Origin of the sequence: Microbacterium mitrae, from assembly GCF_008017445.1 — a bacterium.
GTDB classification, from domain to species: domain Bacteria; phylum Actinomycetota; class Actinomycetes; order Actinomycetales; family Microbacteriaceae; genus Microbacterium; species Microbacterium mitrae.
Map to the genome: position 1 here is coordinate 499,421 of NZ_VRSW01000002.1, position 12,557 is coordinate 511,977.

The following is a 12,557-nucleotide window of genomic DNA, read 5'->3' on the forward strand; positions in this document are numbered from 1 at the left end:
GGATGAATGATGTTCGGCAAGAAACGCCGCGAAGAAGAGGCTGAAGAGCTCGCTCACGAGCAGGCAGTTGCCGCGGTTGCGGCAAGCGAGACCGATGACGCGTCCTTCGACTCTGACGAACAGCTCGAAGAAGAGCTCGAGCCCGACGACCGGCCATAGCGCGACCCGGCGGGGGTGATTCGCCCTCGCCGGGCAGCGGCGGTGAGACTATTCTCCCGCGCCCTTGATGGTTCCAACTCTCGGCACGACGTTCTGGCCGCTGGCATCGAGTTCGTACGCGATGCAGGTGACCGCACGGTCACCGTTGGCCCAGCTCTCCGAGAGTGGGGTGAAGTAGTTGAAGAAGTACTTCGACGTGTACGGGTCGTAGGCGACGTAGAGACGGAAGCCGTCAGCGCAGGCCGTCTCCGCCTCGTCGTAGATGGCGTCTTCGTCGTAGGAGGCGAGCGCGGAGTCGTAGTTGAGGTAGACCTCGGCGTCGTGAAGTGCGTCGCACGGAACCTTCTCAACGTCGGCGAACTCGTCGCCCGACGGGATGTTGATGCAGTCGCCGACTTCAAGATCCCAAGCATCCACCACCGTGGGGTCGCCGGTGGGCTCTGGGGTGTCCGTGGGATCAGGAGCTGGGGAGGATTGCGTAGCATCGGGGGTGGGGTCGCCCGTGGCTGAGCTGCCGGCCGAGTCCCAATCCAGCGTCGTGGTGCACCCGGTGATGGCCAAGATGGCGGCCAGAGTCAGGACGACTCCGGGGAGAGTTCTCGTCGTTTTCATCAGGTGCCCCTCGCAGATTCAATGTCGAAGGCGGCCCTCGCCGGTGGAGAGGACCGCCTTCGCACTCTACTCAGCCGAGTAGTGGGATGCCAGCAATTTCAGGGTTACGACGCAGCCAGGTCGTTGACGGCGTCATCAATCAGATCGCAGATCGCCACCGGCTGAGACGCGAGAGACGCGTGGCTGGCGTCAAGCTCGATCGTCTTTCGGGGTGACATGCGCGCGGCCATGCGGCGCTCATTGTCGGGGTGGATCATGCGGTCAGACGCCGACACCTGGTACCAGGTCGGCTTCACCTTCCACGCCGGCGCCGTCACGTTGTCGCCGAAGGTCGAAGCCAGCGGCGCCTTCTGCGTCAATGCCATCACCAGTGCGTCGTCTTCGGAGAGGTCTTGGCAGAAGCTCTCATGGAACTTGTCCTGCAAGATCCAGAGGTAACCGTCCGAGTCTGGCGCGAGGTTCGCGATTGCCGCCGGCGGCATCTCCTGGCTAATCTGCCCGGGGCTTTCCCCGGCATCGGGAGCGAAGGCGGCAACATAGACGAGTCCGACCACGTTGGGCAGGTCGCCGGCCTCGGTGATGACCGCACCGCCGTACGAGTGACCGACAAGAAGCACGGGGCCATCAACCTGGGCGACCATCTTGCGGGTGCGTTCGGCATCATCGGCCAGTGACGTTAAGGGGTTCTCGACGGCGAACAGTGACGTGTAGCCGCGTTTGTGCAGCTCTACGATGACACCGGCCCAGTGGGCTGCGCCGCCCCAGAAGCCGTGCACCAAGACAATTGTGGGTTTTTCCGTCATGTCGGTCTCCATCCCATGTGGTTAATGTTCGTACCCGCACGGTGACTGCTTCTGTACAGACACCATCGTGCCGGGCATGATGGGAGCCCATGTGGATGAAAGGTCAATAACTATGGCCGCTACGCCGTCAAACTTTGCTGAAACGCCGAACGATGAGAAGTTCGCCAAACGTGAGGAGCTGCCCGCAGACGCGCTCTCGGAGATTCTTGACGCCATTCACTTGCGTGGCGGCACGGTTTCGCACCACCGCGCCAATGATGCTCGTCGCGTCAATCACGTTGTGGGATCGCGTCTGGTTCACATCATCGAGCGCGGGGATGTGCAGCTCAAACTGCGCGACGGCAGTGCGCACCTGAGGCTTACCGAAGGGGATCTGGTGCTCATCGCGCGGGGCGAGCCTCACAGCCTGGTGGGCGATGCGACAGCCTCGTGGGTGACGGGGGAGTTTCTCGTTGAAGACACCATCGCTGACCCGCTGTTGTCTGTGCTGCCATCAACGGTCATCATTCGCGGCGCCGAGAGTGGAAACGGCTGGTTGCGTCTCAGCCGTGATCTACTGCTCACCGAAGTGTCATTGGCGCGACCCGGCTCGCAAGTGATGATCTCTCGCATTCTTGACCTGTTATTTATCCACGCGCTGCGCGCGTGGGCGGCCGATGGTCTGGTGTCACCGGGGTGGTTGACCGCCGCGATGGACCCGGCGCTCGGCCCCGTGCTGAGCGCGATTCATCAGACGCCCCAGCACGACTGGTCGGTTGTGGAGTTAGCCCAGCGCGCTAATCTGTCACGGTCATCGTTTGCCGAGCGGTTCACGCGCCTGTTGGGTGCGTCTCCGGCGGCCTATATTGTCGAGCGGCGATTGCTGCGAGCCGCACACCTGTTGCGTTCGACGACGGAACCTGTGGGCCAGATTGCTGTGCAGGTTGGCTATGCCTCTGAATCGGCATTTAGCCGCGCGTTTCGGCGTCGATTTGGTGTGCCCCCGCCGCGCTGGGCGCACACCGATCACGGCGCATCGGGGGCACTACCGATCGACGAACGCACCGCGGGGCTGAACTAAAAACGCGGGGGTGGTTCCTTCTTTTCAGACGAAACCACCCCCGCGGCGTTCGAGCTACGCCCGACGACGGGCGCGGGCGGCGAAGAGGAGTCCGCCTGCTGCGGCGATCAGGCCGGCAGCCACCAGGGCGCTGACCGTCGCGGTCTCGCCGTCAGCACCGGTTTGCGCAAGCGCTCCGGCCGGCGTCGTCGGCGCGGCGGGTGTGACGGGTGCCGCGGGTGTGACGGGCGCCTCGGTGGGCGTGACAGGGTCCACGGGGTCGACCGGGTCTACCGGGTCAACGGGGTCTACAGGGTCTACCGGGTCAACGGGGTCAACCGGGTCTACGGGGTCGACGGGCTCTTCCTCAACGGCGTTAACCACCGAGACCAGCGTCGGCGTGACCGCCCACGTCTCGGCGACCTCTGCCAGCAGGCAGAATTCGGCGTTCGTGCGCTCTGCGGTGAACACGGTGGTGGCTGGTTCTGAGTAGGTTCCGTCAGCCGCGAGCACGCCAAAACGTGCTTGAAGGTCAACGGCGGTTCCGCCCAGTTCGAAGCTTGAAACTTCGCCGCCAGAGATCGTCACCTTGTCGGCGCATGCAAACGGCGCGTTCAGTTCGCCAGCCTCCGGATACTCGCATCGGCTGGCGCTGACAACGACGTCGTCTGTTTCATCGATCGCGATCGTGTAGCTCGGGGTGACGGTTGCCGTCTCTCCCGTTGCGGTATCGGTGAAGGTCAGGGTCACGCTGAGCACCGCGTTGTGGAAACCGCGCTGAATGGTCTGATTGAAGTGCGTGAGTTCGCCGATGACACTGGAGCCAGGCTCAAGAGGGAACGGTGTGCCTGCCGCCGCAGCATAGCCAAGACCGCTCTGGCGATCCCAGGGCAGCGTGCACCGTTGGGTAAAGGGGTCGCGCCCTGCGCGCATCTCGGCGGTGTTTTCGCCACCCAGACAGAACATGGCGAGCGTGTTGCCGTTCGTCTCAGGGTTGCGGGTGGGCGAGCCCAGCACTCCGGTCGAATCGGTCAGCTGCACGGTTGACGGAACCACCTCGGTCGTACCGGCGCTGAGGGCCGTGAGCGCGGTGGCCGACGTGTTGATGTCGTAGCCATCACGCTCGAGCGCCGTGACGTCGTAGGTGCAGTCAGCGCCTTCGTCGTTGGTGAGCGCGAGGCCCGCGAACGTCACGACGCCAGCGGCGTCGGTTGACGCGGTCGTGGCGGTGTCGATCGCGCAGTTGGCGCTGGCAATTTCGTACCCGAAGCCCTCAGGAGAGGAAGCGTCCTCTACCGACGTCTGAATCGTGATCGTGCCGGTGAGAGTTGCGGGATCAGCCGCTGCCATGCTCGCAGACGGAACCAGAATGCCGCCGGCTACCAGAAGGCTTGCGCCGAGAACCGCGGCCCCCGGTACAGCTTTGTTGTGATCACAGTGTGCAATCCCATCTCCCCAATTTCGTATGTTCTTCCCGATGAGCGCCCCCGCTGTGGTGAACCCTCCACGCTACGAGACACGCAATCCACTAGCTTATGACGCAAAATGGCAAGGCTCTCAGGTAGCGTTCAGGTTGGCGCCTCGCGCCAAGAGTGCTGCCACAAAACAATGGCCCCCACCGAAGCGGGGGCCATCGAAAAACTGCTTGCGAGTTACTCGGCTGCACCCTTGATCGAACCGGTCGTCTGCACCAGGTTCTGGCCGGCCTCGTCGAGCTGGAAGGCGACGCAGGTGACAACGCGGTCGCCGTCTGCCCAGCCAGCCTCGAGCGGCGTGAAGTAGTTGAAGTAGTACTTCGAGGTTGCCGGGTCGGAGCCAACGTACGACTGGAATTCCGCAGCGCAACGCTGTTCCGCCTCGGCGTAGATGGCGTCTTCGCTGAACTCGGTCATGGTGGCGTCGTAGTTCAGCATGACCTCAGCGTCGTGAGGATCGGTGCACGGAACCAGGGTGACGTCGCTGAATTCGTCAGCAGCGGGCAGGTTGAGGCAGTCGCCAACCTCCAGGTCAAAGGCTGACCCGGTGCCCTGCTCGGTAACTTCGCCCGAATCCTCGTCGCGTTCGACGCTGCTGCCGCCGCCGAACAGGTTCTGAACGGCTGAACAGCCTCCGAGGCCGAGTGCGAGTGCAAGTGCCGCGCCGGCGACGAGCGAACGGCGGGCGATGGTGCTGGTGGTCATGAGTGAGATTCTCCCCAAACGAAACGATTCACGAAGCGCTATCCAAAGCGCTGATAACGCCAGACCTGCGAGACCGCTTGGCGTTCACAGATATCTTATCCGACGCTCGCTAGCTCTCGTATCCGTCGATTCCCGGTGTCCAGGAGAGTCCGGGCCGACCCCAGCCGCGCTTCTTCGCGATCTTCTGAACGGTCTTCCAGTCTGAATCGTGCAGACGATCGACGTAGAGTACCCCGTTGAGGTGGTCAAATTCGTGCTGCATGATGCGGGCGCGCCAACCGGTGACGTCAATGTCGACGGGGTTGCCATCCAAATCGAGGCCGCTCACGCGAACGTGGTCGGAGCGGCGCAGCGGAAAGCGTTCGCCCGGCACTGAGAGGCACCCCTCAGACTCTTCATCTTCGTCGGGATCACCGGGTTCTGCAGGCGTCATGAAGAGCTCGGGGTTGATAAGCACACCGCGCCACGGCTGACCCTCATCGTCTTCGTAGTTATAGGTGTAGATGCGAAGTCCCACACCAACCTGGGGGGCAGCGAGCCCAACGCCAGGGGCTGCGTCCATCGTCTCGAACATATCGGCGACGAGCGTGCGGATCTCCTCGGTGATCTCGCCGACGGGGGATGCCACCGCATGAAGAACAGGGTCACCCATGATGCAAATTGGTCGAATAGCCACGCGATAAGCCTAGTCGGCGCGCCCAACACCCTATGCTCGTGATGTGATACTTGCCGAGATTGAGAACGTCGGAGACGTGGGGGAGACGCTGGTTGGCGTTTTCCAGAATCCCGGCCTTCTGCTCGGCATTCCGCTCGCAATTGCGGGCGCAGCGTTTTTGTCGCTGGGCACGCAGTATCAGCACCGTGGCGTGCAAAAGGTCGAGGCTAGCCTCGGCGTCGACGGCGGCAAGGGCCTGAGTGGCAATCACCTCAAACAGCTGCTGTTGCGCCCGAGCTGGGTCGTCGGAACCTTGATGCTAGGTTTAGCGATCATCTGCCAGTTGGCGGCGCTTACGCAGGCACCGCTCATCGTCGTGCAGCCACTGGGTGCAATCGCCCTGGTCATGACGACGCTTCTCAACGCGAGAATCAGCGGCCACAACCCGACAAAGCGCTCCGTCATCGCCATCTCGTGTTGTGTTGGCGGCGTCTTCCTCTTTGTGTTCATCGCCGCGCTCTTCGCCGAAGATAAAGACGTCTCTGACTATCAGCTCTCGATCGTGTTGAGCATTTTGATGGTTGTCATTATTGCGCTTGGCGGGCTGTGGCTGGCGCTGCGTCGCAAGATGGGCGCGCTGTTCTACATTCTGTGCGCCGGCATCATTTACGGCTTTGTTGCGACGCTGGCAAAGGTTGTCATCAAGCGCATTCAGGCGGGCGACTTCGAATGGCTCACCCTGGTGTGCGTTATCGCGCTGGTTGCGGGCACCGCGGTTGGCGGATACTTCGTGCAGACCGCGCACGCTTCCGGCCCGCCCGACCTCGTCATCGCGGGCCTGACGGTGATCGACCCGATCGTCGCCGTGCTCATTGGTCTGCTGGTTCTCGGTGAGGCCGCTGGTGCTCCGGTGTGGGCCTACGTCGGGTTTGCGATTGCCGGCGCCATCGCCATCTTTGGTGTGATTGAGCTGGCGCGTTATCACCCGCAGGTTGTCAGTGAGAGCCAAGAAATCGGCATCGAGCGAGGCAGTACGCCTCCTCACCCGCGCGCCGAGGGCGATGTTCCGTTCGCCAGCGGCCCGCTCGAGTCCCCTCCGCTGCTCCCGCCAACAGTCGACCCTGACGCGCCGCAGGATCGCGCGTAGGATAAAGGTGGAATCGGCCTGCGCTAGGCTCATTTCAACAGGGGGCGGTGGCCAAGCTGGTTAAGGCAGCGGGCTCATAACCCGACGATCCGTGGGTTCAAGTCCCACCCGCCCTACCACGCACTTCGCGCCAGCAGACAGAACGTCCGGTGGCGCGGCGCATCCCGCCGAGTCGCCCGCCAAAATCGGGTGACCCGACGCCCTTCGGCCGTCAGAATGGCACCAGGTCAAGTGAAGGGCGTTTCATGGTGCGCAATGGTGACGTTTCGTTCTGGTGGCAAGACATTGGTGCGGAACCAATGCGCGCGCCGTTGGACGGAGACATCGACGTTGACGTGTGTATCGTCGGCGCTGGCTACACCGGGCTGTGGACGGCCTATGCTCTGCAGCAGCAAGAGCCCGATGTGCGCATCGCCATTGTCGAGTCACGGTTTGCGGGTTTCGGTGCCTCGGGAAGAAACGGCGGGTGGGTGAGCGGCGCCGTAACCGGTGGCCGCGCGCGCTACGAGCAGTCTCATTCCCGCCAGGCTGCGATCGATCAGCAGCTTGCCCACAATGCGGCGGTAGACGCCGTGGTTGCCGCAATCGCCGACGAAAATCTTGACGCCGACGCACATTACGGCGGGGAGCTGCGGGTCGCGTACAAGCCGGCGCACCTCGCGCGCATGAACGCCGAATATGCAGCAGAGTCATCGTGGCCCGGAACCGACCTGGTGAGCCTGTCGGCGGGTGCCGCACGCGAACGGCTGAACGTTTCCGGCATTCTTGGCGCGCTGTGGGATCCGCACTGCGCGCGCGTGCACCCCGCAAAGCTGGTGCGAAATCTGGCGCGTCTGGTCGAGTCGCGCGGCGCCACCATCTACGAATCGACCCGCGTCTCTGAAATCACTCCCGGCGTCGCGGTGACAGACCGCGGCCGAGTGCGAGCCGACCACGTGATTCGGGCAACCGAGGGTTTCACCGCCGACCTCACAGGCGAGCACCGCACCTGGTTGCCAATGAATTCCTCGATGATCATGACCGAGCCGGTTCCGGCATCGCTGTGGGACAGCATCGGCTGGGAGGGCCGCGAAACCGTGGGCGACTATGCGCACGTCTATATGTATGCGCAGCGCACGGCGGATGATCGAATCGCCTTTGGCGGGCGCGGGGTTCCGTACCGCTACGGTTCGCGAGTCGATACCGACGGCCGCACGCAGCAACGCACGATCGCGAGCCTCACGGCACTGCTGCACCGCTTCTTCCCAACCCTCAGCGAGGTTCCCATCGCCCACGGCTGGGCGGGCGTGCTGGGCGTTCCGCGCGATTGGGCCGCTGGTGTCACCTACTCGCGCGAAACCGGCTTGGGAGCCGCGGGCGGCTATGTTGGCACCGGCGTTGCCTCCGCCAACCTTGCCGGCCGAACCCTCGCCGATCTAATTTTGGGGGTCGACTCGGAGCTCACCCGCCTCCCGTGGGTGGGCCACACCGCGCGCCGCTGGGAGCCGGAACCACTGCGTTGGGTCGCCGTGCACAGCATCTACACCGCGTATCGGTGGGCGGACCGGCTGGAAGAGCGGGGCGGAACCACGCTGCCGTTGCCTGCGCGGGTTGCTGACCTCATTGCCGGCAGATAACGCCGTGGGGTGCCCGCCGAAAATGGCGGGCACCCCACGGGCTTTCAGACCAGGTCTGCGGCGCGCGTCAACACATCGCGCAGAATCTGCTCGATCTCGGTGAATTCGCTCGGACCAATGGTGAGCGGGGGTGCGAGCTGGATGACCGGGTCGCCGCGGTCATCGGCTCGGCAGTACAGGCCGGCGTCGAACAGCGCCTTGGAGAGGAATCCGCGAAGCAGCCGCTCGGCCTCATCATCGGAGAACGTCTCTTTCGTGGCTTTGTCTCGCACCAGCTCAATGCCGAAGAAGTAGCCGTCTCCGCGCACATCGCCGACGATCGGTAGGTCACCCAATTTCTCGAGCGTTTGCCGAAACAGTGGAGAGTTCTCTCGCACGTGTTCGTTGAGGCGTTCCTCTTCAAAGATGTCCAGATTCTCCAGAGCCACCGCGGCCGAGACCGGGTGCCCGCCGAAGGTATAGCCGTGCGGAAAACTCATGGTTCCCTTGCTGAACGGCTCGTAAACGCGATCGCTGACGATGGTCGCACCGATGGGGGCGTAGCCGCTCGTCATGGCCTTGGCGCACGTGATCATGTCGGGCACGTAGCCGTACGCGTCGCAGGCGAACCATTCCCCGATGCGACCGAACGCGCAAATGACTTCGTCGCTCACCAACAGCACGTCGTATTTGTCGCAAATTTCGCGCACCCGCTGAAAGTAGCCTGCTGGCGGCGGAAAGCACCCGCCCGAGTTCTGAACCGGTTCGAGAAAGACAGCCGCAACCGTCTCCGGACCCTCAAACTGAATCATCTCTTCGATGCGATTGGCAGCCCACAGGCCAAACTGTTCTTCCGTGCCCTGAAAACCCATCTCCTCGGCACGGTAATAGTTCGTGTTCGGCACCCGGAAGCCGCCGGGGGTGATGGGCTCAAACATCTCTTTCATGCCCGGCAGGCCGGTGATCGCGAGGGCTCCCTGCGGGGTGCCGTGGTACGCGATGGCACGGGAGATCACCTTGTGTTTGGTTGGACGCCCCTGCGTCTTCCAATAGTGCTTTGCGAGCTTGAACGCGGTCTCAACGGCTTCTCCACCACCGGTGGAGAAGAACACCCGGTTCAAGTCTCCCGGCGCATACGAGGCGAGCCGGTCGGCCAACTCGATGGCGGAGGGGTGAGCGTACGACCAGATCGGAAAGAAGGCGAGCTCTTCGGCCTGCTTGGCTGCGACTTCAGCCAAGCGCTTTCGGCCGTGGCCGGCGTTCACGGTGAACAGGCCGGCGAGGCCATCGATATAGCGTTTGCCGTTCGCATCGAAGATGTGGTGGCCCTCACCTTTGACGATGATCGGAACGCCGCCCGGCTGGTCCATGACGGACTGGCGGGCAAAGTGCATCCAGAGGTGGTCGCGCGCCTTGGTCTGGAGCGCGGCTTGTGCAGTGGGGTCGAGCTGAGTCACGGGATATCACCGATTTCTGCTGTTGTTGATGATTGACTGCCGACGGCGAGGTTCATCACTTCTCACCGAAGATGGTTTCGTGCCATGCGCGTCGCGCCTGACCGGTGCGGTCGAACGCCACGTGCTTAACGACGGTGTACTCGTCAAGCGAGTACGTCGACATGTCTTTGCCAAAGCCAGACTGCTTCATGCCACCATGCGGCATTTCGCTGAAAATTGAAATGTGGTCATTGACCCACACGCAGCCCGCCCGAATCTGCTCGGTCGCCTGAAGTGCCCGGTAGACGTCTTTCGTCCATACCGAGGCTGCCAGCCCGTAGACGGTGTCGTTGGCCAGACGAATAGCTTCGTCGTCGTCGCGAAACGGAACCACGGTGAGCACGGGCCCGAAGATCTCGTCGACAACAATTTTGCTACGAGGATCGGCCCCGATGATCAGCGTTGGCGGGTAATAGAACCCGCGCTCCAGCGCACCGCCTGGGATGGTTCCGCCGGTCACGACCTGCGCATAGTCCCGTGCCCGCGTCACCATGGCGTGCACCTTATCGCGGTGCGCAGCCGAAATGAGCGGGCCCTGGTCTGTCGTGGGATCATCCGTCGGGCCGAGCTGAATACGCTGATAGAGGTCGGCGACACCGGCAACAAAATCGTCAAAGATGCTCTCGTGAACGATGGCGCGCGTGGCCGCAGTGCAGTCCTGGCCGGTATTGATGAGAGATCCGGCGACGGCGCCGCGGATGGCAGCTTGAAGATCGGCGTCGTCGTGCACCACAAACGGTGCCTTGCCTCCCAGCTCCAGATGCACGCGTTTCGCGGTGGTCGCCGCGGCCTCCAGCACGGTACGGCCCACGGCCGTTGACCCGGTGAAAGACACCATGTCGACGTCGGGGTGACGAAGCAGGGGAGCACCCACCGTGGTTCCGCGCCCGTTGACAATGTTGATGACGCCGGCGGGAACCCCCGCCTCATGAGCGATCTCGGCAAAGCGCAACGAGGTGAGCGGGGTCAACTCGCTGGGTTTCAGCACGATGGTGTTGCCGGCAGCCACGGCAGGCAGAATCTTCCATGCCGCCATCTGCAGCGGGTAGTTCCACGGAGCGATGGAACCAATGACGCCGATCGCCTCGCGACGAATCGAGGAGGTGTGGGTCGGGGAGTACTCCGCCGTGGCCTTGCCCTCCAAATTGCGTGCCGCCCCCGCAAAGAACGCGGTGTTGTCGACGGTGCCGGGAACATCAAACTCCCGGGTGAGCCGAATGGGTTTGCCCGCCTGGGCGCTCTCGAGCTGGGCCAGCTCTTCGGCGTTCTCGTCGAGCAACTGCGACCAGCGAAGCATCACGGCAGAGCGTTCCGCAGGCGTTGCCCGTGACCATTCGCCGAACGCGCCGCGGGCGGCAGTGACCGCGTCGTCGACCTCTGTGATTGTGCCGACCGCAACGGCCCCCACCGTCTCGCCCGTCGCCGGGTTGTTCACAACGTGTGTGGTCTCGCTGGTGCGGCTCGTGCCGCCAATGAAGTGCGTCATACCGCCCCTATTCGGTGTACCCGTCGGCGACGTTCAGCGCCTCGTCGATAACGTCCAGCCCGCGGATGAGATCGTCTTCGCTGATAATCAGGGGCGGGGCGATGTGGGTACGGTTGAAGTGGATGAACGGCCACACACCCGCCTTTTTCGCGGCCGCGGCAAACGCATTCATCGGCGCGGCGTCGGCGCCAGACGCGTTGAACGGTACGAGAGGCTCACGCGTGTCTTTGTTCTTGACCAGTTCGATCGCCCAGAACAGACCGCGACCGCGCACCTCGCCGACGCTCGGGTGTCGCTCCGCCATCTGCGCGAGACGCGGTGCGACGATCCGCTCGCCGAGGTCGTTGACACGCTCGAGAATGCCATCGCGACGAAACACCTCAAATGTGGCGACACCGACAGCACACGCCAGCGGGTGGCCGGAGTAGGTGAGTCCACCGGGGAAGACGACGGTGTCGAAGTGCGATGCGATGCGATCGGAAATGACAACGCCACCGAGCGGCACATAGCCGGAGTTCACGCCCTTCGCGAACGTGATCAGGTCCGGGGTCGCGCCATCAGCCTGAAAGCTCCACCATTGCCCGGTGCGGCCAAAGCCGACCATCACTTCGTCGGCGATCCACATGATGTTGTATTTGTCACACAGGGCTCGCACGCCGCGCAGGTAGCCGGGTGGCGGCACCAAGACGCCGTTGGAACCAACGACCGACTCGATGATGATCGCGCCGATAGTTGAGGCGCCCTCCAGGATGATTGTCTGTTCGAGGTGCGCGAGGGCTCGTTCGCTCTCCTGTTCCTCGGATTCGGCGTGAAACGCCGACCGGTAGGCGTAGGGCCCGAAGAACTTCGCGACGGAACCATCGGCCGGCTCGTTCGCCCAGCGGCGCGGGTCGCCGGTGAGGGAGATCGCCGTCGTTGTATTGCCGTGGTAGCTGCGGTACATCGACAGCACCTTGCGCTTGCCGGTGACCAGGCGTGCCATGCGCACGGCATTTTCGTTGGCATCGGCACCGCCATTGGTGAAGAAAACCTTGGTGAAGCCCTCGGGGCTGACCTCGGAAATCAGGCGCGCCAGCTCACCGCGCACATCGTTCGCCATCGAAGGCTGAATTGTCGCAAGTCGCTCAGCCTGCTTCACAATCGCCGCCACCAGGTCGGGGTGCTGGTGCCCGAGGTTCAGGTTGACGAGCTGTGACGAGAAGTCGAGGTAGCTGTTGCCCTGGTAGTCCCAGAAGGTGGCGCCGGAACCACCGGCGACGGGTGGCGGGTCAATGAGGGCTTGCGCGCTCCATGAGTGGAAAACGTGGGTGCGGTCATCGGCGCGAACCTGGGCTTCTGCGGCCTGGTCTACGGCAGGAATAACGCTCATCGCGGGTCTCTCTTGT

Annotated in this window: 12 protein-coding genes and 1 tRNA gene; 5 read left to right on the forward strand and 8 right to left on the reverse strand. The window is 63.3% G+C overall.

Annotated features, from left to right (window positions below; translation table 11 throughout):
- The first annotated feature begins 9 nt into the window (after window positions 1–9).
- Window positions 10–159 carry a hypothetical protein gene (locus tag FVP60_RS13045; RefSeq protein WP_187240623.1) on the forward strand — a complete coding sequence of 50 codons (150 nt, stop codon included), beginning with the start codon at window positions 10–12 and terminating at the stop codon, window positions 157–159.
- Between the two features lie 48 nt (window positions 160–207).
- Here FVP60_RS13045 and FVP60_RS09165 read toward each other — a convergent pair whose 3' ends face one another.
- A complete protein-coding gene (locus FVP60_RS09165; RefSeq protein WP_147825949.1) occupies window positions 208–771 on the reverse strand; it encodes a septum formation family protein in 564 nt (187 codons plus the stop codon).
- Between the two features lie 104 nt (window positions 772–875).
- Window positions 876–1,574, reverse strand: a complete 699-nt coding sequence (locus FVP60_RS09170) for an alpha/beta hydrolase (RefSeq protein WP_147825950.1) — start codon at window positions 1,572–1,574, stop codon at window positions 876–878.
- A gap of 112 nt (window positions 1,575–1,686) precedes the next feature.
- Here FVP60_RS09170 and FVP60_RS09175 point away from each other — a divergent pair, with 112 nt between their 5' ends.
- Window positions 1,687–2,634 carry an AraC family transcriptional regulator gene (locus FVP60_RS09175; protein ID WP_147825951.1) on the forward strand — a complete coding sequence of 316 codons (948 nt, stop codon included), beginning with the start codon at window positions 1,687–1,689 and terminating at the stop codon, window positions 2,632–2,634.
- A gap of 54 nt (window positions 2,635–2,688) precedes the next feature.
- Here FVP60_RS09175 and FVP60_RS13140 read toward each other — a convergent pair whose 3' ends face one another.
- From FVP60_RS13140 to def, 3 genes are all read right to left on the reverse strand, one after another.
- Entirely contained in the window at window positions 2,689–3,963 is a 1,275-nt protein-coding gene (locus tag FVP60_RS13140) for a hypothetical protein (protein WP_147825952.1), read from the reverse strand.
- 302 nt (window positions 3,964–4,265) lie between these two features.
- A complete protein-coding gene (locus FVP60_RS09185) occupies window positions 4,266–4,793 on the reverse strand; it encodes a septum formation family protein (RefSeq protein WP_147825953.1) in 528 nt (175 codons plus the stop codon).
- A gap of 109 nt (window positions 4,794–4,902) precedes the next feature.
- The gene (def, locus tag FVP60_RS09190; RefSeq protein WP_147825954.1) at window positions 4,903–5,469 is read right to left on the reverse strand and encodes a peptide deformylase; all 567 of its coding nucleotides are present in this window, start codon (window positions 5,467–5,469) and stop codon (window positions 4,903–4,905) included.
- A 46-nt stretch (window positions 5,470–5,515) separates the two neighbouring features.
- Here def and FVP60_RS09195 point away from each other — a divergent pair, with 46 nt between their 5' ends.
- The 3 genes from FVP60_RS09195 (at window position 5,516) to FVP60_RS09205 (ending at window position 8,211) form a co-directional block, all read left to right on the forward strand.
- Window positions 5,516–6,595 carry a DMT family transporter gene (locus FVP60_RS09195; protein WP_147826029.1) on the forward strand — a complete coding sequence of 360 codons (1,080 nt, stop codon included), beginning with the start codon at window positions 5,516–5,518 and terminating at the stop codon, window positions 6,593–6,595.
- 41 nt (window positions 6,596–6,636) lie between these two features.
- Window positions 6,637–6,714: transfer RNA gene (locus FVP60_RS09200), tRNA-Ile, on the forward strand.
- A gap of 126 nt (window positions 6,715–6,840) precedes the next feature.
- The gene (locus FVP60_RS09205) at window positions 6,841–8,211 is read left to right on the forward strand and encodes an NAD(P)/FAD-dependent oxidoreductase (protein WP_147825955.1); all 1,371 of its coding nucleotides are present in this window, start codon (window positions 6,841–6,843) and stop codon (window positions 8,209–8,211) included.
- 44 nt (window positions 8,212–8,255) lie between these two features.
- Here the strand turns inward: FVP60_RS09205 and FVP60_RS09210 are convergent, their stop codons facing one another.
- Genes FVP60_RS09210 through FVP60_RS09220 form a run of 3 tightly spaced genes read right to left on the reverse strand, consistent with a single transcriptional unit; the run spans window position 8,256 to window position 12,541 of the window.
- Window positions 8,256–9,647: an aspartate aminotransferase family protein gene (locus FVP60_RS09210; protein WP_147825956.1), complete on the reverse strand. Its 1,392-nt coding sequence runs from the start codon at window positions 9,645–9,647 to the stop codon at window positions 8,256–8,258.
- Between the two features lie 55 nt (window positions 9,648–9,702).
- Window positions 9,703–11,172: a gamma-aminobutyraldehyde dehydrogenase gene (locus FVP60_RS09215; RefSeq protein WP_147825957.1), complete on the reverse strand. Its 1,470-nt coding sequence runs from the start codon at window positions 11,170–11,172 to the stop codon at window positions 9,703–9,705.
- A 7-nt stretch (window positions 11,173–11,179) separates the two neighbouring features.
- Entirely contained in the window at window positions 11,180–12,541 is a 1,362-nt protein-coding gene (locus FVP60_RS09220; protein WP_147825958.1) for an aspartate aminotransferase family protein, read from the reverse strand.
- Window positions 12,542–12,557: the final 16 nt, after the last annotated feature.

Bases quoted from the DNA above. Each gene is read 5' to 3' on its own strand.
- FVP60_RS13045 (WP_187240623.1), top strand. From the start codon at position 10: ATGTTCGGCAAGAAACGCCGCGAAGAAGAGGCTGAAGAGCTCGCTCAC.
- FVP60_RS09165 (WP_147825949.1), bottom strand. From the start codon at position 771: ATGAAAACGACGAGAACTCTCCCCGGAGTCGTCCTGACTCTGGCCGCC.
- FVP60_RS09170 (WP_147825950.1), bottom strand. From the start codon at position 1,574: ATGACGGAAAAACCCACAATTGTCTTGGTGCACGGCTTCTGGGGCGGC.
- FVP60_RS09175 (WP_147825951.1), top strand. From the start codon at position 1,687: ATGGCCGCTACGCCGTCAAACTTTGCTGAAACGCCGAACGATGAGAAG.
- FVP60_RS13140 (WP_147825952.1), bottom strand. From the start codon at position 3,963: ATGGCAGCGGCTGATCCCGCAACTCTCACCGGCACGATCACGATTCAG.
- FVP60_RS09185 (WP_147825953.1), bottom strand. From the start codon at position 4,793: ATGACCACCAGCACCATCGCCCGCCGTTCGCTCGTCGCCGGCGCGGCA.
- FVP60_RS09205 (WP_147825955.1), top strand. From the start codon at position 6,841: ATGGTGCGCAATGGTGACGTTTCGTTCTGGTGGCAAGACATTGGTGCG.
- FVP60_RS09215 (WP_147825957.1), bottom strand. From the start codon at position 11,172: ATGACGCACTTCATTGGCGGCACGAGCCGCACCAGCGAGACCACACAC.
- FVP60_RS09220 (WP_147825958.1), bottom strand. From the start codon at position 12,541: ATGAGCGTTATTCCTGCCGTAGACCAGGCCGCAGAAGCCCAGGTTCGC.